The following is a 26834-nucleotide window of genomic DNA, read 5'->3' as shown; positions in this document are numbered from 1 at the left end:
GCAACATATCCTGTGGCTTAGATTTTCTATTTTATACTAAAAACAGAAAGAGCTAGCGCAAGTCACTTTTAGAATTTTACCACTTACTTACGAGACCTGACCAGTTGCCGAAAAGTCCTTGTTTTTAGCCTTAAACAGTCTATAATGTTCATCAGAAAGAGAAAAAACAAAAGCCAGATTACAGATGCACCCAATCAGCTTTTATACAATCTTGCAGTTTAGAAAAGGAGTCTACGATGAAATTATTTTTTAAAAATGGGGTCTTTGCCTCACTCAGTCTTTCCCGAATCTTCAACACCTTGGGAGCTTCTATTTTCAATATTGTTTTTGTGGTATTTGCTTCCAGCATGCCCAATCCCAAGTTTGCTATTGCCGTGGCTAATTTTATCGTTCTGGTTCCGACCTTCTTTACTATCTTTGCTGGTATCAAAGCTGACAAAACCGTCCATAAGGCTCGCTGGCTGATTTATTTCGGTTATCTTCAAGCCCTGCTCTTTGTCCTTGTTGCCTTCATGACTCGCTCCAGCTCTTATCTAGCCTTTTCAGCCGTCTGCTTGATGAATATTCTTTCAGATATCATCAGCGATTACCGCAGCGGCCTGCAAATGCCGATTTTGAAAAAGAATGTTCCAGAGAAAGACCTTATGGAAGCCTTCTCTTTTACCCAGCTTATCAGCTTTCTCTGCAGCCTAGCCGGACAAGCTTTGGGAGTTTGGCTCCTAACCGTCAGCCAGCAAGACTTTTTTCTGGTGGCTTTGGTTAACGCTTTGACCTTTCTCCTATCCTCCACCATCCTCTACCTAGTCCGTCGCAGATTGACCCATGACCCAGTGGTAATTTCTGAGAAAAAAGCTCCTCTGAAGGAAGAATTGAAGAAAATGTACACATCGTCCAAGCTCATTTTTGAGCAGGAAGGTTCTAACAATTTTCTCAAACTGCTGGCTCAAATCTTGATCGTCAACGCTATGGCAGGTTCTCTTATAGCTCTTTATAATCTCTACTTGCTGGACAACCCCATCTTCCAGCTATCCTTTAGCCAGTCTCTCTTGGTTCTTCAGACCACTCTTGTCCTAGCCATGATTGCAGCCAGCCTGACTCCCAACGATTACTTTAGCCGTCTCTCTCTAAATCAACTAACCCTCTGGGCTGCTCTCACAATGATTCTGCTTGCTATCAGCAATTTCTTGCATCTACCTGTTTTCGTCGGCATTGCTTTTGGATTTTTACTAGCTTATATCTCCGGTAAGATCAATCCCAAAATCAACACCCTCTTACTGAGCAAATTGCCTTCTGATGTTCTCGCTCAGACTTCCAGCTTTCTGAGTCTACTCTTTTCTTTCTCTGTTCCCTTTGGTACTATGGTCTTCAGCAGCCTAGCCCTCTGGAATATGAACGCTAGCTGGCTCATCTTCAGCATTATCGGTGTGATTGCTCTGCTCCTATCTATTGAAAAAAAGAAAGATGTTAACGAAAGATGATAGCTTCAATCTTGTTTCTTTTAAATCAAAATTTATTCGCCTGTAAGACAGTCATAACAAAAAGGAATCAGGCAATAATCGTCTGATTCCTTTAGATAAAACACGCGCTCTACCCTCGTTTGATTCTTCCTTTTTCTTATAATTCTCTAGTATTTTCTGCCAAAATTACCGAGAAAATCGAAATTAGGGGAATCAGTGAGGGGAAAGGTGCGCGTGCGAATTTCAAGCTAAATTTTCACTATATTTACTAGAAATTATGGTACAATAGTCATAAGCAAGGAGCTGCCACTCCTTATTTATGACAAGAGCTTATTTGAATTTTCTTGGTTTACGAATTTTCTTAGGCTCTTTTTTTGTTTTCTCAATGAGCTTTAACAACGTAACTAGAGTAGCCAGAAGCGCTACTACTGAATTTACAAAGTTAGTTACTGATTGTAGCAAACTGTTCAATGCGCTTAGAGAAATTTGTAAAATTGGGAACAATTCAAACGATAGTTTCAAACTTGCTGCCAATAATAAGACTAAATTAATTACAGACATCTTTATCACTTCCTTCCTTTTCAGTCTAAATTAATTATATCGATTCTGTAGAATCGTGTCTATGCTAGAAACTATAACTTTACACACACTGTATATTTTATAAAATCAATACTACTGTTAGAAAGTTGATAAAAGTTTCTAGAAAACTGCTGAACCTCCTTTCACCTTGTATTCTACCATCGTTTCAAAATATTGTCTAAGGCAACTATAGGTCTTTTAGAGCAATCTTTAATTTTTTTTAGAGTAATCTTTAGCTTTTTTATAGCTAGGAGAACTTTTTATAGTCAGGATAGCTTTTTATGGTCAAAGAAGCTTATCTTTTTTTTATTCTATCATCCATCGTCATTTTTTTCATTTACTTTGGAAAACTTTTTTAAAGCGATTCATATTCATCACCTCCTTTTATTCTTGCTTTGATGGAAAGTTGCTTAAAGCACTCTCCTATCGCTTGATATAACTGCCTTTTTAAAGCTCTCCCTGTTTCCGCTTGAAAATTTCAATAATCTCCAAAACTTCCTTTTTTATTTCTTGAATTAGCTCAATAATCCTTTGAATCATCGAAACACATAACAGAATCTCTGGAAACGAATTACCGAATTGATAAAATTGAAAGATACAATATGCTAACAAAAGAATGTTGCATAATACACTAAGCAATTTTTTGCCAATTATTTGTTTTTCATAGGGAGTAAAGTTTGTTATAACTTTTACTAGATTTTTTATAGTATTTTTCAATATGGAATCTCCTTTGATTAAAATAATAAAATGAACGAAAACTAAAAATTTTTTATTTTGTTTCAAATTCTTTTTCTCCTTGGATTATAAAATTTGTGGGATAATCTATCCCACCTATTCTTATTATAGTTCCTTTTTCAGAACTGATAACAAGACGATAAAGTGCGTGTAATTAGAGAATTTGTCTGCATCACCTCCTTTTATTCTTGCTGATAAATTTAAATTACAAAAAGTATTATAATGAGAAATTTTTGAAATAATCGTATTTTTTAAAAATTCTTGTTAAAAATTGTTGGAAAGACGCTTAAAAAAATCTCCTATCGCTTGATACGACTGACTTTTCAAGCTCTTTCCGTTTCCGTTTAAAAATTTTAATAATTTCCAAAACTTTCTTTTTTATTTCTTTAATTAGCTCAATAATCCTCTGAATCCTCGAAATACATAAAAGAATATATGGAAACGAATTATCGAATGGATAAAATTGAAAGACACAATATACTAACGAAAGAATGTTCCGCAATAAACTAAGCAATTTTGTTCCGATTATTTGTTTCTCATAGGGAGTAAAATGTGTCATTACTTCTAATAAAAATTTTTTATTTTTTTTCAATAGTAAATCTCCTTTTATTATAAAATTTGTGGGATAATCTATCTCACCTATTCTTATTATAGTTCCTTTTTCGAAACTGATAACAAGACGATAAAGCGCGTGCGGTAAGAGTATTTTTCCCACCTGTTCTTATTATAGTTCCTTTTTCGAAACCGATAACAAGATGGTAAAGCGCGTGCGGTAAGAGAATTTTTCCTACCTGTTCTTATTATAGTTCCTTTTTCAAAACTGATAACAAGATGGTAAAGCGCGTGTGATTAAAGTATTTTTCCCACCTGTTCTTATTATAGTTCCTTTTTCAAAACTGATAACAAGACGATAAAGCGCGTGTGATTAAAGTATTTATCATCATCACTTCCTTTTATCCTTGCTGATGAATGCACTTTACAGTACATATTATAAAAGTAAATTTTTCAACCAACTTTTACACTAGATATTATAAAGGTAAATTTTTCAACCAACTTTTACACTAGATATTATAAAAGTAAAATAAATGCTATTTTTCAGTTGTTGACAAAAATAAAATAATCGTAAAAAAATTGATTTAGTTTGTAAATCTTTTTTATATTTCACAAATACAAGGTGTTTTCTAAGAGAAATGAACTTTACTTTTTAGTTCTCGCCCTTATTTTGATTTACCCTAGAATGTAGTAAAATAAAAAACGATAACTTCCAAATAAGAAGTTATCGTTTTTGTGTATTAGAAAGCTAAAGATTAAATTTCATTTAGCTATTCTATTGCTATTAGTTCCAGCCGAAGCGTCTGCCTCTACCATTGCGGTCAAAGTACATCCAACTTCCATCTTCTAGCTGAATCCATTTATTGCGCGCCATTTCTCCGGAATTGGCATCAAAGTAACGGTTAGCACCATTGACATAGACAATCTTACCTTTGACTTGCTTGCCATTTTGGTCGAAGTAAAGGGTTTGTTGGCCAATCTGCTGCAAACCAGTCACTGCTTTACCAGCCTGATCGAAGTAGTACCATTCGTTCTTGGCACCTTCAACAAACTTGTTGGCTGCCATTTCACCGGAGTTGGCATCGAAGTAACGGATAGATTTATCAGCCAGAGTTACTAGCTGTCCTTTGACTTGCTTGCCATTTTGGTCGAAGTAAAGGGTTTGTTGACCAATCTTCTGAAGACCTGTCACTGCTTTACCAGCCTGATCAAAGTAATACCATTCGTTCTTGGCACCTTCTGCAAACTTGCCGACTGCCATTTCTCCTGAATTAGCATCGAAGTAACGGATAGATTTATCAGCCAGAGTTACTACTTTACCTTTGACTTGCTTGCCATCTTGGTCGAAGTAAAGTGTTTGCTGGCCAATCTTCTGAAGACCTGTTACTGCTTTACCAGCTTGATCGAAGTAATACCATTCGTTCTTGGCACCTTCCGCAAACTTGCCAACTGCCATTTCTCCTGAGTTGGCATCGAAGTAACGGATAGATTTATCAGACAGAGTTACTACTTTACCCTTGACTTGCTTGCCATCTTGGTCGAAGTAAAGTGTTTGCTGGCCAAGTTTTTGAAGACCTGTTACTGCAACACCATCTGCTCCGAAATAGTACCAGTCACTTGGATTATCACCTTGGGCAAAGCGGTTAGCAGCAGCATTACCTGAATCCTTATCAAAGTAACGAAGTTTACCATCTTTGGCACGCGCAATCTTGCCTTTGACTTGGTAGCCGTTTTGGTCGAAGAATTGCTGATTGCCGCCCATGGTTACCAGACCTCTAGCCATGACACCCTTGGCATCAAAGTAACGCCAGTTTTGGCCGTCAGTAGTATAGTAACGGTTGAGAATTTGGGCGCCAGTCTTATCGTAGTAGTACTGATAGCCGTTTTCATCTTCACGGAGAGAATCACGCAGCTGAATACCATTCTTGAGGAAATAAACTTGCTTGCCATCAATTTCATGAGCACCTGTTGCTAGATAACCTCGTTTATCGAAGTAATACCAATTTCCATTTTCATCTTGGATAAAGGAATTTCTAGCTTGATAGCCACTAGTTGAATAGTACTTGAATCCAGTAGTATCTTTGACAAATCCTGTGTAAGCATTCTTATTAACTAATTGCTTAGGCAGTACCATCTCACCATTCTTGTTGTTGAGATATTCGTTGCTAGCCCAGTCTTTAAGAACATAGTAAGCTCCACGTCCTAAGATATTGGTACCGTTGAAGTGTTTAGCAGACCACTTGGTAATCTTCTCATCAGTCGTCATCTTTTGACCGTTGGAAATTTGTACTCGTTCAAAGATTTCTGGGTATTTAGCTTTGAGTTCATCCAAGAAGGCTCCACCATACTTGCCTTGATAGTCAGTACCATTCGTTTTAGTATTGGCAACGTAAAGATTTTCCTTGATTTCTGCGCCTTCACGGTAGGTTCCGTAGTTGTTGACGCGAGTGGCTGTTACCACTTCCTTGCCTGGCAGGTTGTAGATTTGGTCTGGCACCCAGTCCGCAATGGCTTGGATATTGACACTGTGAAGAGCACGGAGAGCATTGAGCAGGTCATCTAAAGAACCATATTTATTGTTCTTGCTCATAGCCATGTCATAGCGGTCTTCAAAGGCATAACCATTCTGGATGATAGAGTCTAGGAAAGTACCGTCTTGGCTAGATACGTACTGCGGTGGCAGCTCAAATGAAGTCACTCCCCATTCCTTGAAGAGGTTGACATTTTTAGCAATGACTTTATTGGTATACTGGTCATCGCGAGTTGCAAAGTCTTGGAAGTTAGAGAAGCCTTCGTAAATCAGCTGAGAATCAAGGGCTGCGCTAGATTCGTAAACCTGACCGCTGGCATTTTTTTTCTTGCTGGCTGTTACACGAGCATCCTGATCTGCCTTAGCACCAACTGGTACCCAAACAGCCAGATAACCAGAAACCTGGACATTGCTGTAGCCTGCGATATCATTCATATCAAAGGTCAAAATACCATTGGCATCTGTCTTCTTCCAGAGCGATTGCGGCACTTCTTCGTCAGTTAGATAGCGGGAAATGCCATCTTTGGTCGTCAAGAGCACAGGACGGTAGTATTGATTCTTATGGGCTGCTCCCATATTGACTTGCAGTTTATCCCACTCATTCAGCTTGAGATTCGGGTTGTTAGAAGCAATAACAGCCATCCCTTGGGTACGAGTTTCTGCTGTTCCTTCATCTGTTGCTTCATTAGCACCAGTACCGTAACGAACAGAAGTCAAAATACCATTGTAAGACCATTTATCAGCCTCACGAGGTACACCCATATAGGTGACTTTCATGTCCTGACCACCAGCTACATACTTAATCCGAGCCCGCAACAGGGCATCGATAGCATCGTGGTAAGGAGATTTTTTCTCCATGTATTGACCGTCATCTGTATAGAGATCACCATAGTAGACCCGAGTGATGGAGTCTTTGTTGGAGAGCATGAGAGCATGAGCAGTTGGGATATTGAACTGCGTATACTTCTTGTCGGCCTTGCGCATATCTTCGTTGTAGATCTTGAAGGCTTGCTTGAGCTCATCCATGGTAAAGGTCAAACCATCCGTGTTTGGATTGATATTTTCCCGAATGATATCAGCAATAACGGTCTGCACTTCACTATCATGAGCCCGAACAAAGATATAGTTAGCCATCCGTTCGCCATTTTTCTTTTCAGTAGAACGGTCATTCAGACTATTCGTAATCGTTGGCTCTACACCGCTACGGATAGAAAGCTTGCGCATGAACGAATAAAGCAAGGATAGACGAAGCTTATTATCAATCGGCAATTGTGCACCCTTGGTGTCTTTGTTGTAGTCAGGGTCGTTGTCAGACCAAGCTTCCAAGATAGACAAATGCTTGATGGCTTCTTCTTCACTTTCTCCAACCTTGTAGCGAGACTTGAAGTAGTCAGAGGCAATTTGGAGCAAGTCTGCATTGACATTGTCCACCGCATCGACACGAACTCCGTCAAAGTTAGCAGTCGGATCGTTGGCTACGATGCTGCCGAAGTTCATCATAAAGTGCAGCCAGTTGAGTTGCTCAGCCTGAACAGCTGGATTAGAGTTGTCAAAGTCGTTGGCCAACAGGAACTCATAACCACCATTTGACTTGTCAATGAAGTACTTAGGTGTACCAGTTTGGTTGGTAGGTGTGCGGTTCAGGATGCGGTACTTAGAATTAGCATGAGAAGTCTTATCACTATTGGTATAAAGCAGAGCTCCGCCTTGCAAGTGGTCCTTATTAGTACCAGTTGTTTCAGACTCTGTCTTGATGTTCCAGTTTGGCTGAGTTTTGACAAATGAGCCCATCAGTGTTCTCAGCCATTTAGTATCGCCTTCTTTACCGATTCTTTCTTCAATTTTGCGCTGAACCTGCTGAGAAGCACCTGTCAGGATAGCTTGTTCCACTTTGTTTTCAAAAGCTCCTGCTCCCAGACCTTGCTGGTTCATATAGTTGAGATAGCTAACCTGCGTTTGCTTATCAGGCCACCAAGCCATCAAAAGCGGACGTAGGTCTGTTTCTGTCGATGCTGTCCATGTTTTTCCGTCTTTCAAGATGAACTTTGGACGATACCAGCTATCTGCTGTCAGGTAGCCGTCAACTGTTTCAATATCCTTTTCCGTAGTGCCATGGAAGGCATTCTTTTGAGTGAATTCATTATTGAGACTGCTAGTACCTTGCTGGAATTGATACTCAGCTGAATCAATCAGTGCTCCAGTCTCTGCATCGAAATAAAGAATTTTTCCATTAAGCTCAACAGCGAAATTCTTTTTAACTGTACCGTCGTCCTGAACATAGTATTTCTTACCATCAATCGTCTTGATGTGAGATAAGACATCATCATCATGCTCAGTATTAACAGGCGCTGCTTGGGCTTGAGCAGCCACCATTCTTTCAGCTATCGCTCCCTGTCTTTGAGCCGGTTCTGGCAAGCGATCTTTCTTTGCAACCTTTGGATTTGCAACAATCTTGTCTGTAACAGTCTTCTTTGCTTGTTTGTCAGCAGTTGCTGGACTTACTTGTCTATCCTGATTAGCTGCTTCCGGTTTAGCAGTTTCTGATGTTACATTAGCTGCTTTTGCTTCTTCAGCAACGGCTGCTTTTTCTGTAGTTGCTGCTTCTGCTACTGCTGGTTTAGCTGGCTCTTGAGCATCTGTTTGAACCGCTGCTTCCGTATTTGCTGCAGTTTCAGCAGTTTTTTCACTGGCTACAGCAGCATCAACCACCTTGTCTGCAGAAGTTGCTTTTTCTGCTTCCAACTGAGAAGCTGAGTTAGCTTGTACTTGAACTGGCTGCCCTGAGCCACTATCCTGAGCTGCAGTTGGTTCTTGAACTGCCACCTGCTTAACATCATCAGCGTGGACAAGACCTGCTTCGAGACCAAGTACTTTTGGTGCTACGATAAGTGCTAAGGTAGTCACACCGATGGCTACCCAGTTCTTCTTAACTTTATGCATCTTATAATGAATTTTTTTCTCCATCATAAAGCCTCCTTCTGAATTTGGTATAAAGTTATACTCTTATTCTAGTATATTTTTAGAAATGAGTCTATTTTATTTGCACATCTGCAACTGCGAAAGGCAAATCCTTTCAAACTGAGCTTTGAGCTTCTGGGCAACACCGAAAGAATCTAAAAATTCCAAGAAAGATAAGCACTCCTCAATATCGCTCAGAGCATAGCTATTCCCAACCTTGTAGGAATAAAGAGCCCTATGATACTTAATCAGCATCCGATCATAAAGATCTGTCTCAGGGATTTTAGAATGGTCAAGATAATTGAGGAATCTCATAGCAACCAGCAAATGATTACTCTCTATGCAGACGCTGATAACATTAAGCAGCATCTTGATAATACGCCGGCGATTCTCCGGTAGATTATTATAAAACTGGGTGCGGTTAATCATCTCACTAGCAAAGGTCTCCAGTGTTTCCAAGGTCAATAGATCCACACTATTAGTAAAGAGCCAGAGCTCATAACGCCCCCACTCCTCAACGGAAAAGAGATAATCGGTCAGAAATTCTACATCTTTCTTGCTAATCTGAAAATCTGGACTGCAGGAAGACAATACTGCTCTAACAACAATTGTATTGAGCCTATAATTCTTCTTCTCAGGGAACTTTTTAGCCAAAGCTTCTGAGCTAGCCAATATACTTTGGAGCTTGACGACATTGTTTTCCTGATAAGCATCAGCTACTTTTTTTGAGAAAAGCGCATCATCTGCCTCAATGTAGTTATGGTAAACATACTGAAATTCGTCTAGAGAAACAGCCATATTCTTTAAGCAGCAATAGAAAGAATCAAGCGTAATACCACTGACTCCCCGCTCAAAACGAGACAGCTGAGCCACTGAAATATCTCCGGCTGCCGCCTCTTTAAGAGACATGTTTTTTGATTCTCTAATGACTTTGAAAATTTTTCCAAATGTTTTCAACATATTGAGCCCTCGGTTTCATATATGCAATAAAATTTTTTACTAAATTTAATATACTAGTAATATATTTCGAATATGTTACAAAAAAATTACTTTATATTTCAAAATAATACAAATAGATTAATTTGAAAGATAGGAATACTCAATATAGTGATTTTTTCTAAAAGTTTTATGGTTTTCAAGAAAATATTGATTTTATAAGATTCTCAGAAGGGTTCAACCTGACAACTTGAAAACACTAGCTTTTTTAAATCTAGCCTCCTTACTTATACAAAAATAAACTTGGACAATCTACGGTTCATAGATGACTGACATAAAACTGTAACAAAATCTAAACGAATATTTTTTAGACATGAATGAAAGGAAGTAAAACGAAAAGGACTTAGTCCTGTCCAATGCAGAACTAAATCCTTTTACTAGTTATTGGTCTAAGTTTTGGAAATAATTTATTCCCAGCTTTTACATATGTCTCAATCGCTCCACCCGTTCTGAGATAGGAGGGTGCGTATAGAAAAGTTTCTTCAGTCCGCCTTCTTTTTTGGGATCGCTGATATAGAGAGCTGCACTGGCATCATCAACATGATGTTCCATAGGCTCGCTGCGATCTAGCTTGAGCAGAGCATTAATCATCCCTTGCGGATTGCGGGTCAGCTCTACACTGGAAGCATCAGCCAGAAACTCCCGCTGACGAGAAATGGCCAACTGCACCAAGGTAGCTGCCAGAGGAGCTAAAACGATAGCAATCAGCGATACGATAAGGAGAATAATTCCCAAACCACTATCGTTATCTCGATCATTACTACTCCGACGTCCGTCACCAAACCACATCATCCGGCCGGCCAGGCTAGACAACAGGGTAATAGCACTGGCCAAAGCCACAGCAATCGTTGAAATTCGAATATCATAATTGCGAATATGACTGACTTCATGGCCAATCACTCCCTCAAGCTCCTCACGATTCATGATTTGCAAGATACCTGTAGTTGCTGCAACAGCTGCATTTTCAGGCTTAGAGCCAGTCGCAAAAGCATTGGGAGAGGGATCCTCTACGATATAGACACGTGGCATAGGAATCTGAGCGACCATGGCCATATCTTGAACAATATGATAGAGTTCAGGTGCTTCCTGCTCAGAGACCTCGCGAGCTCCGTTCATAGCCATGACCACTTCTGTAGACTGAAAAATCATCACTCCGGCATAAATCGCTCCGATGATCAAGGCTAGCAAGACACCACCAACAGCAGAGCGCAGCCAGAGATAGCCAATAGCTGCTCCAAGGAGAGCCAAGAGTCCGAAAAAAGCGATAAGGAGGAGCCAAGTCCTCCTTTTATTGCTGGCAATTTGATCAAATAGCATCTTAGTCACCTAGTCCAGTGCTGCCAAAGTCAACTTTTGGTACAGCCTTTTCTTCTTCTGGTGTCTTGAGGAAGTCCGCAGCTTTAAAGCCAAAGATTCCTGCAACAATATTGCTTGGGAATGTTTCCAACTTGACATTGTAGTTGCTAGTTACTGAATTATAAAGCTGACGAGAATAAGCAATTTTATTTTCAGTATTGGTCAGTTCTTCCTGCAACTTCAGGTAGTTAGTGTTAGCTTTCAGATCTGGATAGCTTTCAGCTACTGCAAAGATTCCAGAAATCTGACGAGAAAGGGCGTCGCTGGCTTGCATGGCTTCGGCTGGTGAAGCAGCTGAAGCTACCTGGTTGCGCAGTTGGGTTACCTTTTCCAAGGTTGCCTGCTCGTACTTGCCATAGCCTTTGACCGTTTCCAAGAGGTTAGGAATCAAGTCATTACGGCGTTTGAGCTGCACATCGATCTGACTCCAAGCTTCCTGAGTCTGCATGCGGCTTTTAACCAAGGTATTGTAAGCACCAACAACGAAGAATGCTAAAACCGCGACAATAATAAGAATAATAATAAAAGTCATGATATACTCCTTCAATTTTGATTAGACTTATTATATCAAAAAATAGAGGAACTGTCTTTATTCTTGACATTGATTTAGAAAAGATGTACGATAAAGGAAAGAATAAACCGACTGTCGGTCTAATAAAATTTTACTAATAAAAAGGATGCAAGCATGGCTAATAAAAAAGACTTTATCTTAGATACCGCACAAAAGCTTTTTATGGAGCAAGGCTTTGACCAGACCTCTATCTCCCAGATTTTAGAAGCAACTCAAATTGCCCGCGGTACTCTCTACTATTACTTTTCTTCTAAGGAAGAGATAATGGATGCCATCATTGAGCGAACCATTGAAAGAGCATTTACAGCTTCCCAAGCCTTTGCTGATAATCATGGACTGACTATCATAGAGCGCTTGGTTGGCAGTATGGCTGCTCTGAATCTCAATCACCAAGAGGGAGAGGGAGTACTGCTGCATCTCAATCAGCCACAAAATGCGCTCCTGCACGAAAAGACCAATCAAATTCTTCTTGAACGAGCACCCCAGATTCTACTTCCCATCATCCAAGACGGTATCACCGCTGGAGATATGAGGACCGACTATCCCTACGAAAGCCTGGAAATGATTCTTACTTATTCCCTGCAAGCTTTTGGCAGCAGTTTTCAGGCACTACCTCCAGAAAAACAGCAGCAAAAACTACAAGCTTTTCTCTATCTTTTAGAAACTCTTTTTCACAGCCGGCAAGGCTACTTCAATCCCTTTCTATCTTTGATTCAGACTCAAAGCAGCTAGACAGCTAAGCACTAGATTCACTATTTACAATTACTTGACATTGCAAACATAAGGAGGTAACTATGAAACAATCAGGTTTTAGACTCTTTTTATTGATTTGGATAGGGAGCCTCATCTCGGAAATCGGCTCTGGTATGACTTCTTTCGCTTTAGGAGTTTATATCTTCCAGCTGACCGGTTTGGTTTCTGTTTCTTCTTTTGTTACGCTTTGTGCTTTTCTACCCGGTCTTTTGGTTACTCCTCTGGCTGGAATTCTGGCAGATCGCTATGACCGAAGATTGCTAATGGCTCTGGGAGATGGACTGTCAGGCTTAGGCGTTCTCTGGATTTACTTTAGTCTGAAGAATCCTGCTTTGATTTTTATCTGTATCGGAGCTGCCATTAGTTCGCTCTTTTCAGCCTTGGTCAATCCGGCCTTTCGAGCTACAATTTCCGACTTGCTGCCTGAGGATCAGTTATCAAAAGCAACCGGTCTGTCCCAGATTAATGGCATTGCCCGCTATCTGATTTCACCAGCCTTGGCTGGAATGATTTTGGCGAGTGGACATATCAGCACGATTCTGTTGCTGGATTTTTCAACTATTTTCGTGACGGTAGCCTGCACCTTGCTCGCTCGTAGGGCCATTCATTCGCAAGTTTATAGCAGTGATAGTCGTTTCTGGGCAGATTTCCTTAAAGGTTTTCAAATCGTCTATGGAAAAAAAGGCATCTGGATTTTGGTCCTAGCCGGAACAGGCTTTTCCTTCTTTCTGGGAACAGTCCAAATCCTGCTTTCTCCCTTGGTGCTGGCTTTCGCAGATGCCAAAACAGTCGGCTGGGTCATGACCATCTCCAGCAGTGGGATGCTGATAGGAGGCTTAGTTCTGGGGATATTTGCTATCAAAAAGCACTTCCATCGTATGCTCTGTCTATCACTATTTCTACTGGGACTCTTCATGGTTGGGCTGGGAATGAAGGAAAACTTCATCTGGATTTGCAGCTTTGGCTTCCTCCTCTTTGCTGCCCTACCTTTCGCCAATACAGCCATCGACTATCTGGTTCGCATCAATATTAACAAAGCCGATCAAGGCAAGGTCTGGGGGACCATCGGGATTATCTCTCAGCTGGGCTATGTGCTAGCTTATGCCGGCATGGGTTGGGTAGCAGATACCTTTTTCAAACCCTCGCTAACTTACTTTGGCTGGCTGGCAAATTCTGTCGGAAAAATCATCGGTGTTGGTGGAGGCAGAGGCTACGGTCTGCTCTTTATCCTATCCGGTATCTCTATCAGCATCGGTGCTTACCTGCTCTCCCGAGCACGTTCAGTAAAGGAGCTGGAATATGTTTCAACGCTTGATAAAAAATGATTTAAAAGAAAACAAAGTCAGCATGTTGGTCATCGGTCTTTTCCTTCTTCTGACTCTGACCCTAAGCTTTGCAGCTACACGCCTGACCGTCAGTCTGACTAGCTCGATTGAGCGCTTTGTAGAAACAGCTAAAAGTCCTCACCTGCTACAGATGCACAGCGGAAGCGTTGACCAAGAACGCCTGCAAAACTTCGTCCAGCAGCATCCAGAAATTGCCTCTTGGCAGCTGACAGACTTTGTCAATGTGGAAGGATCAGCCATCCGCATCAATGAGAAAAACTCACTTCAGGATAGCTCCCAGGATAATGGCTTTTCCAGTCAGAACCAAAACTTTGACTTTCTGCTGGATCAGAATAACCAGCCTGCCCAGCCTCAGCCAGGGCAAGTTTATATCCCCCTTTATTATTACAATAGCGGAAAAATCAAAATCGGCGACCAAATAAGAGTCGGCAAGCTGCAGCTGACTGTCCAGGGATTTATCCGAGATGCCCAGATGAATGCCGGTCTAGTCTCCTCCAAACGCTTCCTCATCTCACAGACTGATTTGCAGACTCTGAAAAAAGAAGCATTTGCATCTAATGAGAACCTGATTGCCTTTCGAGTACATAAGCTTAGCCAGATCTCAGCTGTCGAGCAAGCCTATAAAAATGCCGAGCTCGAGTCCAATGGGCCGCCCATGATTACCTATCCGACGATCAAGATGATTAACGGCTTCAATGATGCTCTAGTCATCCTAGTCATGGGGCTGCTAGTTGTGGCCATTATCGGCATCACCTTTCTCTGCATGCGCTTTGCCCTATTGACCAAGATTCAAGAAGAACTGCAGCAGATTGCCGTTATGAAGGTGATGGGATTACCCCAAAGCTTTATCAGCAAGGTCTATCTAACCAAGTATTATTTCTGCCTAGATCTAGCAACCATCGCAGGCTGGGGACTGTCCTTTCTTCTGAGTGGTACTTTTAAAAAGCAGATGGCACTGTCTATGGGGCAAAGTCCGACGCCCTTCTATAGCTATCTTCTGGAAATGCTAGTAGCTCTGTTGCTCTGTCTCTTGGTCTTCTGGCTGACTGCCCGTCCTCTCAGCTCCTTTAAGAAAATGACACCCGGCCAAGCTTTAAGATTAGCTTCTTCCAACAGTCTGACCGAGACGTGTTCTACTCCCAAAATGGGATTACCGACTATCCCCCTCTTAGACAGGCCCTATTTCGCTCTGAAAACGATTCTGAATCATAAAAAACTCTATTTGACTATCTTGCTCATTGTCAGTCTGATTAGCCTTCTTATCCTGCTGCCAGCCAGTCTCTACAGCACTATGATGGATAAGAATTTCATTCAGTATCTGGGAGCTGGTCAGGCAGATGTATTGATTGATATTTCTCAGACTGAAGATATCGATACCAAGACTGCCCAGCTTCTGAAAGAACTGCGGGCAGACAAGGACATCGCAGAGATTAATCAGTACCAGAGCCAGAATTTCTCCTATCAAGACCAGCAAGGTCAAACCCAGAAGTTGCGGGTAACTTTGGGAAACCATGCAGGATTTCCAGTCAAATACAGCCAAGGCCGCTATCCTAAAAACGAGCATGAAATTGCCCTCTCCAAGCTTAAGGCAGAAGAGCTCAAGCTAAAAGTAGGAGACAGTCTGACCTTGACGGTAGACGGTCAACCCAGAAAACTAAAAGTAGTCGGTATCTACTCAGACCTGACCTACGGCGGCAAGACCGCCAAGGCTGTCTTTGTGACAAAGCAAGCGCAAACGCTCAATAGTCTGACGACCATCCGCCTTAAAGATGCTAGCAACAAAGCTCAAAAAATCAACGAATGGAAAAAACGCTATTCCAACTATAAATTAACCGATGTAGAAGACTTTTTCCATCAGACTTTTGATGACACTCTGGCCATGCTCCGCCTGATTCAGACCAGCGTTTTCTGGACAGGACTGGGAATCATCTTCATCCTTATGACCCTCTTTGTCTATATGATTTTCACCAAGGACCAAGCTGACTTGGCACTTTATCGGATGCTGGGATTTGGCAGTGAACGACTCAGGAGCCACTACCTGCTCGCCGTCTGCTTCATCTTAATGCTGGCTTTGGCAATAGCCGACCTGCTACTCCTTAGTCTGGGGCAAGAAGTCTGCAGTCTGCTGCTCAGCAGCTTCGGTATCAGCAAACTCCAGCTCATCATCAATAAGTCGCTTACTTTTCTATGGACACCGCTGGCTCTGCTTCTTAGCGGACTCACAGCAGCACACATCAGTCTCCGAGCGCTGAACAATCTGGAAATTGGACGTTATCTCAAGGAACATTGACCTTAAGCAGATAGCTTTCGAGCACTTAGCATTTATTTTACATCCGAGGAGAAGCCTATGTTATTAGAAGCACACAACCTCAGCAAAAGCTATCAGGAAAATCAGGAGCCCATTCTCCGTGATTTGTCGCTTGAGATTGAAAGCGGCCAATTCATCGCCATCATGGGGCCGTCTGGCTGCGGGAAATCCACTCTTCTCAATCTTCTGTCCACCATTGACAGACCTGACCAAGGACAGATTCTTTACCAGGGACAGGACCTGCTAGCTATGAAAGACAAGGACTTAGACCGCCTTCGCAGAGAGGCTTTCGGCTTTGTCTTCCAGCAGGCAACCTTCCTGAAGAATCTCAATATCCTAGACAATATCTGCCTACCAAGTATCATTGGTAAGAAAGGCAGTGAGCGAAAGGCAGCCTATGAGCGAGCCAAGGAGTTAATGGCTCTGACTGGCATTAAGGACATTGCTCACCGCTCTATCCATCAGGTATCGGGCGGCCAGCTCCAGCGAGCCGGCATCTGCCGGGCTCTCATGAACCAGCCTCGAATCATTTTTGCTGACGAGCCGACAGGAGCGCTCAACTCTCAGGCTGGCCGTCAAGCTATGGAGCTCATGCAGCACTTCCACCAGCAGGGTGCAAGCATTCTCCTAGTGACGCATGATGCCAGTGTGGCTACCTATGCAGACAAGGTTCTGCTCATTTTAGATGGCAAGATAAAAAAAGAAATTCTCTTTGCCCCAGCTACTAATCAAGATGATCGGCGCCAGCTGCTCTTGGCGGAGCTCAATCAGATTGGTATATAAGACAAGAGGCACTTTGACAGAATGCTGGGGTCTCCTTTTTATGATATAATAGGATGAATACTGACAAACAAGGATGAAACTATGACACCGCAAGAATTTCACCAGCTATTGAGCCTGCAGGGAATCGAGCTGACCGACCGCCAGAAAGACCAGTTTGAGCGTTATTTTGAACTATTGGTCGAATGGAATGAAAAAATCAATCTGACAGCTATCACCGAGAAAAATGAAGTCTATCTCAAGCATTTCTATGATTCAATTGCCCCCGTTCTGCAAGGCCTGATTGGTAATCAAGAGCTTAAGCTATTAGATATCGGAGCCGGTGCTGGCTTTCCCAGCCTCCCTATGAAAATCATCTGCCCTCAGCTGGATGTGACTATCATTGACTCGCTCAACAAACGCATCAACTTCCTCAAACTGCTAGCTGAGGAACTCGGGCTGGACAAGGTTCACTTCTACCACGGCCGTGCAGAAGACTTTGCTCAGGACAAGGCCTTTCGAGCTCAATTTGACCTGGTCACTGCCCGTGCAGTCGCTCGCATGCAGGTCCTGTCTGAACTGACCATTCCCTATCTGAAAGTTGGCGGGAAGCTCTTGGCGCTCAAGGCTTCCAATGCTCCAGAAGAACTGGAAGAAGCCAAAAATGCCCTCAACTTACTCTTTAGCAAGGTTCAAGACAACCTCAGCTATGCCTTACCAAACGGCGACCCCCGCTTTATCACAGTGGTGGAAAAGAAGAAAGAAACACCCAATAAATACCCCCGCAAAGCCGGTATGCCAAATAAAAGACCATTATAAGAAAAAAATCAGGCAATCCTTGCCTGGTTTTTTATGTCATCTTCAATAATTCAATTTGCTTCAGACGTTCCTTTTTAACAGCTTCAAAATCACCTGGATACATCTTGTTTATCAAGGTAATAGCAAAATCTGCTGCCCAAAGGCCATGATATTTAACATGGGGACTAGCCACAAGCTGAGCCATCGTTCGATAGAATCTCACTTTAACTACATCTTCTTCCTTTTTTGCTAAACGTGAAATCTCAAAGCTCAGATTTCTAGCAGCATGATAAGAACTCTCCCCAGCTAGCCAGTCATCCATAGAGATAAAAGCCTGTTTCATCTCTTTTGTAAATGCAAAAGCAGTTAGCTCCGAAAGATGAGCAGCATATACTTGGCAAAATCGAACTACTTCTTGGTGTGTTTTTTCTTCATAAACTTTAATAAAGGCTTTCTTCAAGTCTGGCGCGTCCTCTATTTTCCCCAAAGGTTTTTGATAAGCATAGATATCCATATTTCACTTTCCTCCATCCTACCTCCACGGGTTATAAAAGCGGCCGTGATTGACTGCGAAGAGGACAAAGCAGAGCAATAGAAAGGCGACTGCCAGTGTCAGTACCAGCATATCTCGTTTGCTTAGAGCCTGATAGGTATACCAGGTCCGTTTTTTATTTTTCCCGAAACGGCGCAGCTCCATGGCTGTGGCAATGGTATTGATGCGCTCTAGTGAGCTGAAAATCAGCGGAATGATAATCTGCAGATTTCCCTTCACGCGCTGAGCCAGTTTGGCTTTCTTGGATAATTCCTGCCCACGCGCTTCCTGAGACATTCTGATTAGGAAGAATTCTTCCTGCAAATCTGGAATATAGCGGAGCGTCAGACTGACCGCGTAAGCAATTTTATAGGAAATACCAAGCTGATGAAGGCTGGAAGCAAACTGACTGGGATGGGTTGTCATGAGGAAAATCACTGCCAGAGGTATAGTAGAAACATACTTGAGCAGGAGATTAAAGAGATAGAACAGCTCCTGAGCTGTTAGATTATAAGCTCCCCATCCGGTCCAGAGGACATCTTTGGCCCCGTAGATATCGACACCATACTGAGGCGCAAAAAGATAGACCATCACTAAGTTAAGAGCAGCAAAGGATGCCGCAAAGACTAAAACAAATGAAATGTCTCGGATGCGGATACGGGACAGCCGAAAGAGACAGAGGGAAAGCAGGGCTAGCCCCAGCAAAAAGCGAGTATCATAGCTGATCATGGCTGCCACTGATACCAGCACGAAGAACAGCATCTTGCTGGCACCGGACAGACTATGAAGAAACGTCTCGCCTGCATGGTAGCCGATTAATTTTCGCTGATTAAGCATGCTTGTCCTCCTTTTTTTGCATATAAAACTCTGTCAAAGCCAGAGGGTCGGCACCAATCTTCTCAGCCAGAGCAAAGATTGACGTTTCTTTTAGATGAGCCGCTGCAATCAACTCTTGATCTGTCAGCACCTGCGCAGGCGCCTTATCGGCTAAAATCTGACCATCCACCACAACTACTGCCCGATCTGAATAATCTAGCATCAGCTGCATATCGTGCGTAATCATGATAATCGTATGTCCCTGCTGGTTGAGCTCGTCTAGAAAGTCCATCATCTCGGTATAATGGCGCTGGTCCTGGCCAGCTGTCGGTTCATCCAAGAGGATAATCTCCGGATTCAGCACCAAGATAGACGCAATAGTCACCCGCTTCTTCTGGCCGAAAGACAGGGCCGAAATCGGCCAACTACGGAATTCATAGAGGCCGCACGTTTTAAGAGCCGCATGGACCCGCTCTTCGATTTCCGCTTCTGCCAGTCCGCGCAAGCGCAAGCCTAGAGCCACTTCATCAAAAATCATGGCTGCCGAAATCATCTGATTGGGATTCTGCAGGACATAGCCAATCCGCTCTGCTCGCTCCTTGATGGAGTCTCCTTTGATGTCCTGACCTTTCCAGCTATAGCTCCCCTCAGTCTCGATAAACTGACAGAGGGCCTTGGCCAGAGTGGATTTGCCAGCTCCATTTTTACCAACGATAGCTATCCGCTCTCCCTTGAAAATCTTCAGGCTCATATCCTGCAAAATAGGCTTGCCGCCGCTCTGGTAAGAAAAGGAAACGTGCTCCAGTTCCAGCAAGGGCTCCTGAGACTCTTTGTCAGAGTCAGACCAATCTCTGCCCTCAAAGGTCACATCTGCCAGCTGCAGCTGATCCAAGCGGGACAAGTCTTCAGTCTTTTCCACTTCAACGCCCAGCTGGCGCAAGGTAGTAATGTAGAGTGGTTCGCGGATGCCATTTTCAGCTAGCAGCTGGGTTCTGAGCAGGTCATCCGGCTGTCCATTAAAGAGAATGCGTCCGTCATTGACAAGCACTAGTCTGTCTACCGGTCTGTAAAGAACATCTTCCAAGCGGTGCTCGATAATCAGAGTCGTCGTTTCCGTCTCCCGATGAAGCTGGTCAATCAAATCAATGGTATCCTGACCTGACTTGGGATCCAGATTGGCCAAGGGCTCGTCAAAGAGCAGAATAGGACTCTCGTCAATCAAAACTCCAGCAAGACTGACGCGCTGCTTTTGACCGCCTGATAAATCCTGGGGTCGATGCTGTAAAAGCTCTGATAAATCCAGCTTCTCTGACCAGGTTTTGACTTTTTCGCGCATAAGCGATAGCTCCATGACATCATTTTCCAGCGCAAAGGCCAAATCTTCTGCTACGCTAAGCCCGATAAACTGGCCATCCGTGTCCTGCAAAACCGTGCTGACAAGATTAGACTTATCATAAATGCTGGACTCAAAAGCCGGCTGACCCTTAATCAAGAGCTGGCCGCCAGCCTCTCCTTTATAAATGTTAGGAATAATTCCATTGAGACACTGGCCAAGCGTTGACTTGCCAGAGCCAGACGGTCCGACAATCAGAACCTTTTCCCCCTCATAGATAGTCAGATTGATATTCTTGAGGGTTGGCTCAGACTGGGCCTGATATTGAAAGCTAAAGTCTTCAAATTGGATAATTGGTTTTTTCATCTTATTTCTCTATAGTGCCAGAGCGATTTGAATCGCTAGATTGGCAATTTTATCTTTTTCGTCTAAGTCTGCATGATTGGCCAGGTTGCGCATATCCCAAGCTTCCTCAGACAAGTGGTCGGCTGCATAAAAGAACTGGCAGACGGATATCTCTCGAAAGGCTGCCAAAGCCGCTACAGCTGAGCATTCCATATCCACACAGATAGCTCCCTCAGCCTTTCTCAGGCGAAGTTTAGCTGGCGTCTCACGATAAATGCCGTCTGTCGTCCAGACCTTGCCCTTGCTGTGGGAAATACCACGCTCATCCAGAAAAGCCGTCAAAAAATCTTTCAAGCCAAGATTGACTTCCTGCTCACGGCTAGCTGGCTGGTAGTGATAACTAGTCCCCTCATCACGCAGGGCCTCCGTCGGGATAATGACGGACGTTTCCTTAATCTCCTCATCCAAGATGCCACAAGTACCGAAAAGCACCAGCTTCTTCATGCCAAAAGCAATCATGTCTTCCAGAATAGCTACACAAGCCGAAGCTCCAACCGGGGCATTGAAGAGAGCCAGTTCTCGTCCATCCGCGAAAATACGATAGATAGGAATTTCAATATTTGCCATGCTGGTTGTCGTAATCAGCTCATGCTCAAAATCCGCTAGCATCCGAGCAAAAGTCTCTCTGGCAAAGCAAGAGACAGCCGTCTCCGGAAAGTCTTCTATAGATTCATTCAAATCTTCCGGATTGATGATGGCCTTGCGATTGTTGTCAAATTCTTCAAGTATCATAGGCGCGCTCTTATCCCTTTCTTCCTAATGAAACAGCCAGCAATTCTCTGCTGACTTCATCTTACCATTGTATCATAAAAAGGCGGTCTGCTGAACGCTGCCTGCATATTTTCTACATAGCCAAAGCCATAGGCAGACTCTATAGCCACAAATGACGTGAATACTTTGTCCAATGATTTTCCAAGAAAAAAAGACTGGGAATAACTCCCAATCTCATCTTACATAAGGGCTGTAGCAGCAGTAATCAAGCCAAATACGATGCCTGGCATATTAGCCGCTGCCAAAGGAATGTCCCGCTTCTCTTTAAATAGACCATAAATGACCCAGAGAGTACAGTTTAGAGCAGCCACTGAAGGCTGGATAAAGTCACCCTTATTACCAGCTAGATTATTCATAATCTGTGGAATATAGGAAACATACATCATAACAGACATAAAAGTAGCCACCCAGCCCAAGATTAGCATGTGTTTTTCTTTCATTTCGTTCTCCTTTTTATAAAACTGACCTCTATTCTATAGCTTCTTTTTGAAATTTTCAAGATATTTTCAATAATGTTATCAAAAAGAAAAGAGTCACAAAATTGTGAGAACTGCTGACAGACCTTAAAAAGCCGCCTTTTGGCAGCTCTGTTAAGATTCAAAAAGTAAATTTTCCTAGCGCTAAAACTTCGGTTCTCCATCGGGAAGTTGATCCAAAATGGCTTCCAGTTCCAGCCGATTGAGTGGCTGAATCCGGATCTGACTGGAATCCAGATAGGTACGGTGAGTCTCTGGAATCTTCTCCAAAAAAGCTTTTAAATCCTTTGTTGTCAGATATTTATAGCCCTGCGGACTGCTGGCATCCTCTATCAGGATATGAAGATGCCATTCCATGTCTTGACTAGCACCACTCTCAATCATCTCTTTAACCAAGTAGCCCTTGGGCATAGGCTGAGTTGGAAGGACTGTATCCACTCCTTCTGCCAGAACATAAGAACCCAGATATTTCCCACCCTGATCCTTATAGTACTTCGGAGTAGAAAATTGACTCTGGACCTGCTGCATCTCGGCCATCTGCCTGCCAAACTCCTCCACAGGATCTTCAGCTTTGAATAGTTCCAGAAGTTTTTCCTGCGACATGTACAAATCATGAACATAGCCCTCAAAAACATGCATAGGCGCAGCTGCAACTCTGGCATCGTTCAGGCCGTAGAGAATATCCGCTTCAAAATCAATATTAAAAATCCCGTCAGCAGTGTAAGTCGTGCCGTATTCATCGACAATATCCTGCTTCATCTTCTGAGCCAAACGACTCATGAAGAGAATCGCCCCTTTCCAGTCGCCCACTGTTGATGGTGTCAAGACGCGGACCTGGTAGGTTTCTCGGTCTGGCAGATAATAAACTTCAAACCCACGGCCTGCCCCTTCCCAGTAGACAGCCAGAAAAGTTCCGACCTGATCCAAGGATTGATAAGCCTTATCGCCCTCGAGGCCTACGACCTCAAGTCCTTCTACCAAGGAAACCAGAGACAAGGGTGTTTCGACCGCCTTATAGCTAAACAAACCCTTTCGGTTCTGAATGTAAAAAGAAATACTCATACCATGCTCCTTTCTAACTACAAAAGCCTTTCAGAAAGCGAGAAAATGCAAAATCAAAACTCAATACAGGTACAAACTAGCTTTTCTCCAAGACTTTTAAGACATGCTCCATTCTTAAAACGAACTCTGGTATTAGTATAACATTTTTGGAGGAAAAAGACGAAAAACCTGTATCCATGAAGAGACTTTCTGACTGAAAGCTTCATCAATACAGATTCTAAGAATATATTTGAACTTCGTAAAAAGGCAATGAATAAACTTCTAAGAAAGCAAAACTCATTCTGAGCACTTCTTACTTTTTATCCTGCTGTGTCAGCTCCTGATTGTAGGACAAGGCTAGCTTGATCCAGTAAGGCAGTTCTTTTTGTCCCTCGACATCTAAATCAATATAGCCATGATAAAGCCTACCCTTCATCACTGTGACACTGGCACCATTTTTAGACAGGACCTGCTTTTCCAGTTCCTTACCGATGCGGACCATGACAAGCTCTTGACTTCTCGAACTCACAGTAACGGTCATCTTACCTCGAACCATAAAAGCCAAGCCACCAAACATCTTCTTCTCTTCTACCTCTTCTTCAAAAACATGAGGAGGAAGTTCAGTAGCTAAAATGGCACGGACTTGCTGGGCTAAGGATTCACTATAAGCCATCCTTCTACCTCATTTCATCACATCCCAGCCGATACCAAAACGGTCAATCAAGCGGCCATAAAACTCTGCGAAAGCTTGTTCCTCTAAAGGATAGAGAATTTGCCCACCTTCAGCAAGCTTAGCAAAGAGCTCATCGGCTTCTTCTCTACTGTCTGGGCTCAGAACTAACCATTGATTGGGCTGATGATTGCTAGGAATAGATAGGTCGTTAAAAATGCCTACATCCTCACCATTCAGGGTCAAGTTTTCCGTATCTAAGGCAATCCAGGCAAGCTTATCCCGTTTTTCTGCAGGAAGGTCAGCTGGATCCATCATCTCACTGGCTCGGACAAGTCCCTTAATCTCTGTCTGAAAAAGGTCAGCATAAAAACGAAAAGCTTCTTCGGCCTGACCATTAAAACTTAAAAACACGTCTAATTTCATTATTGTTCCTCCAATTTTTTATATCTGAGAATAAATCTCTAGTATCAGTTTATCAATTAAGATAAAAATTTTCTTATTCTCAATTGCGCTTGTTTGGCTAGGGAACGCATAATTAAAACTGGAAGATTAACTGTAATAGGGGGATCGCTGGACAAGGGCCTACGCATGCTGATTTCCTCTTGATAGATGTTATCGCCTGAAAAAGTGAGAGGCTCATCGCTGCCCCAGCGAAAGTTATGCTTCAAGACATAGTTTTTAGTTAGGCGTAAATCCTCCAGCAATTCACAAGCCAAAAGATAGTAGTGACCATCGGGTACATTTTCAAAAGTAAACCGTCTCTCCTGACTCAATGCTACTCCGATAACTGGCTCTTCTTTGGGTATGCGGGTTTTAAAAAGCCCGACACAGCTAATGCGTGGTTCATACCCCTCAGGATAAGATAGCGCCACAGTCAAGCGATTGCCACTTTTACAGTCGGGATCCTGATGCAAGAAAGCTCCCTTCTCATCCAGCTGTTTGATCATAAAATCATAAGCCTTGGTTGATTCCTGATAATATTTTTTAGGCGAAAGTCCAGTATGCCGCTTAAAAGTATTGGAAAAACTGCCTAGACTATCATAACCAGCTTCCATAGAGGTCTCGGTCACATTTTGCCGACCTTCCACAATCTCCTGAATTCCTTTTTCCATCTTAAGAGCTTCCATATATTGCTTGATAGAAAAACCCATCTTTTTCTTGAAAGTTCTGGATAGATGGGAAGGACTATAATGGAAATACTGAGACAAATCAGTCAGACTCAGCTCTTCATCTGCATGCTGACGCAGATAAGCTGCCACTTCTTCCATGATAGCTTTAGACATAGACTTGCTCCTTTCCCATTTATTTAAGCCCATTATATCACATCAAAAAGAAAGGACAAAAAACCAAAACCGCATAAAGAAAAGAAGAAATCAAGTGATGCTCCGCGAGATGTCCCAAGAACGTGAGGAAATAGCCTGCTTTCCCAAATCCCTGTCCAACAAGACTTTTACCTGTAGATAAATGATGAAAAAAACTTTAGACAGTAAATTTGTCTAAAGTTTTTGGTATTTACTATTTAACAGAAACTCTTCCCTTTTCTTAAGAATTTACAAACTTGCCTTACCATCAAAAATAGTCAGCTTATGTAAATTTTCCATGCCTGCAATAATGGGTCTAGCTTTTGCAATGAGATTTTGAAAAACTGCCAAAGTCAGACTATCATTGTGAGCCTGCTCGCTCTCCCAAACTTCATAAATATAGATGCTGTTGGGTTCGTCTGCTTTCTCTCCTAAGATATAGCAGAAACAAGTATCAAGATTTTGCATTTCTTTGACAACTTCTTGCATATAAGCAGCAAGTTCCTGCGCCTTTCCTTCTTTGGCAATTAATTTACCATAAACGCAAAATTTTTCCATTAAGCTCTCTCCTTATTACTGAGCCACCAGTGTTTCCAAGCTTTCTCCAATCGCAGCCAAACGCTCCATCACTTCTGCCTGGCTCAAGCCGTTTTCAGCAACATAGCGGTTGCGAGGGTGAACACGGCATTCGTGAGAACAGCCACGGAGGTACTTGTCTTCATTTTCTTCTGAAGTCAGGATGCGGCGGTTACACTCTGGATTTCCACAGTTGACATAGCGCTCGCAAGGAGTACCGTCAAACCAGTCTTTCCCAATCACAACTGGATCAACATGGTTGATATCAACGGAGATACGCTCATCAAAGACATACATCTTGCCGTCCCAAAGCTCTCCTTGAACTTCTGGATCCTTGCCGTAAGTTGCGATACCGCCATGAAGCTGACCGACATCCTTGTAGCCTTCACGCACCATCCAGCCTGAGAATTTCTCACAGCGAACACCACCGGTACAGTAAACAACCACGCGCTTGTCCATGAACTTCTCTTTGTTATCACGAACCCATTGCGGCAACTCACGAAAGTTGCGGATGTCTGGACGAATGGCTCCGCGGAAGTGACCTAAATCGTATTCATAGTCATTACGAGTGTCTAGGACAACAGTGTCTTCGTCCAAGAGTGCTTCCTTAAATTCCTTAGGTGACAGGTAAGCCCCTGTCGTCTCCAACGGGTTGATGTCATTGTCAAAATCATTGTCTTCCAAGCCCAAGTGCACAATTTCTTTCTTGTAGCGAACAAACATTTTCTTGAAGGCTTGCTCGTTTTCTTCATCAATCTTGAACCAAAGGTCTTCCATACCTGGCAGGGAATGCACATAATCCATGTATTTTTGAGTGGTTTCATAATCACCAGAAACCGTTCCATTGATTCCCTCATCTGCTACCAAGATACGGCCTTTAAGACCGATAGATTTACAGAAAGCCAGATGATCAGCTGCAAATTTCTCAGCATTCTCAATCGGAACATATTTGTAGTAAAGTAGGACGCGAATATCTTTTGCCATAAGATTTCAACTCTCTTTTCTCTATAAAATTTTCTGAATTTTTTAATTCATCTATTTATTATAACCTGATTGAAAAAACTGGGCAAAATATTTGTTTGAAAAATAGCAGAGCTGGAAAGTTTAAATGAGAAGGACAAGTCAACGCTCTTCTTCCAATTGATCCAAATACTTCTCAAAGCGCTTTTTCTGCCATTCTCTTACAGATTCTCCTTTCACTTTATAAATTTC

The 26834-nt window shown here is 42.6% G+C and carries 23 protein-coding genes; 6 read left to right on the top strand and 17 right to left on the bottom strand.

Annotated elements, in window-relative coordinates:
- The first annotated feature begins 236 nt into the window (after window positions 1-236).
- Window positions 237-1478 carry a hypothetical protein gene (locus tag HMPREF1150_RS04995; RefSeq protein WP_009659924.1) on the top strand — a complete coding sequence of 414 codons (1242 nt, stop codon included), beginning with the start codon at window positions 237-239 and terminating at the stop codon, window positions 1476-1478.
- Window positions 1479-1787: 309 nt separating this feature from the next.
- Here HMPREF1150_RS04995 and HMPREF1150_RS0111210 read toward each other — a convergent pair whose 3' ends face one another.
- From HMPREF1150_RS0111210 to HMPREF1150_RS05020, 6 genes are all read right to left on the bottom strand, one after another.
- Window positions 1788-2018 (bottom strand): hypothetical protein, encoded by a 231-nt coding sequence (locus HMPREF1150_RS0111210; protein ID WP_032905488.1) that lies wholly within the window; start codon window positions 2016-2018, stop codon window positions 1788-1790.
- A gap of 465 nt (window positions 2019-2483) precedes the next feature.
- Window positions 2484-2819, bottom strand: a complete 336-nt coding sequence (locus tag HMPREF1150_RS05000; RefSeq protein ID WP_009659878.1) for a hypothetical protein — start codon at window positions 2817-2819, stop codon at window positions 2484-2486.
- A gap of 1288 nt (window positions 2820-4107) precedes the next feature.
- A complete protein-coding gene (locus HMPREF1150_RS05005) occupies window positions 4108-8820 on the bottom strand; it encodes a glycoside hydrolase family 70 protein (protein ID WP_009659964.1) in 4713 nt (1570 codons plus the stop codon).
- 69 nt (window positions 8821-8889) lie between these two features.
- Window positions 8890-9771: a helix-turn-helix domain-containing protein gene (locus HMPREF1150_RS05010; protein WP_002898077.1), complete on the bottom strand. Its 882-nt coding sequence runs from the start codon at window positions 9769-9771 to the stop codon at window positions 8890-8892.
- A gap of 456 nt (window positions 9772-10227) precedes the next feature.
- The gene (htpX, locus tag HMPREF1150_RS05015; protein ID WP_009659923.1) at window positions 10228-11124 is read right to left on the bottom strand and encodes a zinc metalloprotease HtpX; all 897 of its coding nucleotides are present in this window, start codon (window positions 11122-11124) and stop codon (window positions 10228-10230) included.
- A gap of 1 nt (window position 11125) precedes the next feature.
- Window positions 11126-11695: a LemA family protein gene (locus HMPREF1150_RS05020; RefSeq protein ID WP_002898080.1), complete on the bottom strand. Its 570-nt coding sequence runs from the start codon at window positions 11693-11695 to the stop codon at window positions 11126-11128.
- 153 nt (window positions 11696-11848) lie between these two features.
- Here HMPREF1150_RS05020 and HMPREF1150_RS05025 point away from each other — a divergent pair, with 153 nt between their 5' ends.
- The 5 genes from HMPREF1150_RS05025 to rsmG all read left to right on the top strand — a co-directional run bounded on the left by HMPREF1150_RS05025 (window position 11849) and on the right by rsmG (window position 17719).
- Entirely contained in the window at window positions 11849-12466 is a 618-nt protein-coding gene (locus HMPREF1150_RS05025; RefSeq protein WP_009659909.1) for a TetR/AcrR family transcriptional regulator, read from the top strand.
- Between the two features lie 62 nt (window positions 12467-12528).
- Window positions 12529-13812, top strand: coding sequence for an MFS transporter (locus tag HMPREF1150_RS05030; RefSeq protein ID WP_009659855.1), 1284 nt, complete (start codon window positions 12529-12531; stop codon window positions 13810-13812).
- Window positions 13787-16123 (top strand): FtsX-like permease family protein, encoded by a 2337-nt coding sequence (locus HMPREF1150_RS05035; RefSeq protein ID WP_009659902.1) that lies wholly within the window; start codon window positions 13787-13789, stop codon window positions 16121-16123. Before HMPREF1150_RS05030 ends, HMPREF1150_RS05035 begins: the two co-directional genes overlap by 26 nt.
- Window positions 16124-16180: 57 nt before the next feature.
- Entirely contained in the window at window positions 16181-16924 is a 744-nt protein-coding gene (locus tag HMPREF1150_RS05040) for an ABC transporter ATP-binding protein (protein ID WP_009659867.1), read from the top strand.
- 81 nt (window positions 16925-17005) lie between these two features.
- Entirely contained in the window at window positions 17006-17719 is a 714-nt protein-coding gene (gene rsmG / locus HMPREF1150_RS05045; protein ID WP_009659914.1) for a 16S rRNA (guanine(527)-N(7))-methyltransferase RsmG, read from the top strand.
- A gap of 31 nt (window positions 17720-17750) precedes the next feature.
- Here the strand turns inward: rsmG and HMPREF1150_RS05050 are convergent, their stop codons facing one another.
- The 11 genes from HMPREF1150_RS05050 to HMPREF1150_RS05100 all read right to left on the bottom strand — a co-directional run bounded on the left by HMPREF1150_RS05050 (window position 17751) and on the right by HMPREF1150_RS05100 (window position 26606).
- Window positions 17751-18212, bottom strand: coding sequence for a putative immunity protein (locus HMPREF1150_RS05050; RefSeq protein WP_009659920.1), 462 nt, complete (start codon window positions 18210-18212; stop codon window positions 17751-17753).
- Between the two features lie 18 nt (window positions 18213-18230).
- Window positions 18231-19067 (bottom strand): energy-coupling factor transporter transmembrane protein EcfT, encoded by an 837-nt coding sequence (locus HMPREF1150_RS05055; RefSeq protein WP_009659880.1) that lies wholly within the window; start codon window positions 19065-19067, stop codon window positions 18231-18233.
- Window positions 19060-20745 carry an ABC transporter ATP-binding protein gene (locus HMPREF1150_RS05060; RefSeq protein ID WP_009659922.1) on the bottom strand — a complete coding sequence of 562 codons (1686 nt, stop codon included), beginning with the start codon at window positions 20743-20745 and terminating at the stop codon, window positions 19060-19062. Before HMPREF1150_RS05060 ends, HMPREF1150_RS05055 begins: the two co-directional genes overlap by 8 nt.
- A 9-nt stretch (window positions 20746-20754) precedes the next feature.
- The gene (locus HMPREF1150_RS05065; protein WP_009659944.1) at window positions 20755-21516 is read right to left on the bottom strand and encodes a nucleoside phosphorylase; all 762 of its coding nucleotides are present in this window, start codon (window positions 21514-21516) and stop codon (window positions 20755-20757) included.
- A gap of 218 nt (window positions 21517-21734) precedes the next feature.
- Window positions 21735-21995: a SemiSWEET family transporter gene (locus HMPREF1150_RS05070; protein ID WP_002898091.1), complete on the bottom strand. Its 261-nt coding sequence runs from the start codon at window positions 21993-21995 to the stop codon at window positions 21735-21737.
- 180 nt (window positions 21996-22175) lie between these two features.
- Window positions 22176-23093 carry a DUF4299 family protein gene (locus HMPREF1150_RS05075; protein ID WP_009659916.1) on the bottom strand — a complete coding sequence of 306 codons (918 nt, stop codon included), beginning with the start codon at window positions 23091-23093 and terminating at the stop codon, window positions 22176-22178.
- 292 nt (window positions 23094-23385) lie between these two features.
- Window positions 23386-23745 (bottom strand): TfoX/Sxy family protein, encoded by a 360-nt coding sequence (locus HMPREF1150_RS05080; RefSeq protein ID WP_009659976.1) that lies wholly within the window; start codon window positions 23743-23745, stop codon window positions 23386-23388.
- 9 nt (window positions 23746-23754) lie between these two features.
- A complete protein-coding gene (locus tag HMPREF1150_RS05085) occupies window positions 23755-24168 on the bottom strand; it encodes a VOC family protein (RefSeq protein ID WP_009659930.1) in 414 nt (137 codons plus the stop codon).
- A 56-nt stretch (window positions 24169-24224) separates the two neighbouring features.
- On the bottom strand, window positions 24225-25028 hold the full coding sequence (locus HMPREF1150_RS05090; protein WP_009659948.1) for a helix-turn-helix transcriptional regulator: 804 nt from the start codon (window positions 25026-25028) through the stop codon (window positions 24225-24227).
- A 267-nt stretch (window positions 25029-25295) separates the two neighbouring features.
- Entirely contained in the window at window positions 25296-25604 is a 309-nt protein-coding gene (locus tag HMPREF1150_RS05095) for a putative quinol monooxygenase (RefSeq protein WP_002925617.1), read from the bottom strand.
- Between the two features lie 15 nt (window positions 25605-25619).
- Entirely contained in the window at window positions 25620-26606 is a 987-nt protein-coding gene (locus HMPREF1150_RS05100; RefSeq protein ID WP_002915762.1) for a rhodanese-related sulfurtransferase, read from the bottom strand.
- Between the last annotated feature and the right edge of the window lie 228 nt (window positions 26607-26834).

The sequence above is a fragment of the Streptococcus sp. AS14 genome, assembly GCF_000286495.1.
Classification (GTDB): Bacteria; Bacillota; Bacilli; order Lactobacillales; family Streptococcaceae; genus Streptococcus; species Streptococcus sanguinis_P.
The sequence above is the reverse complement of the archived record's forward strand: the minus strand, read 5'-3'. Positions and strand labels throughout refer to the sequence as shown.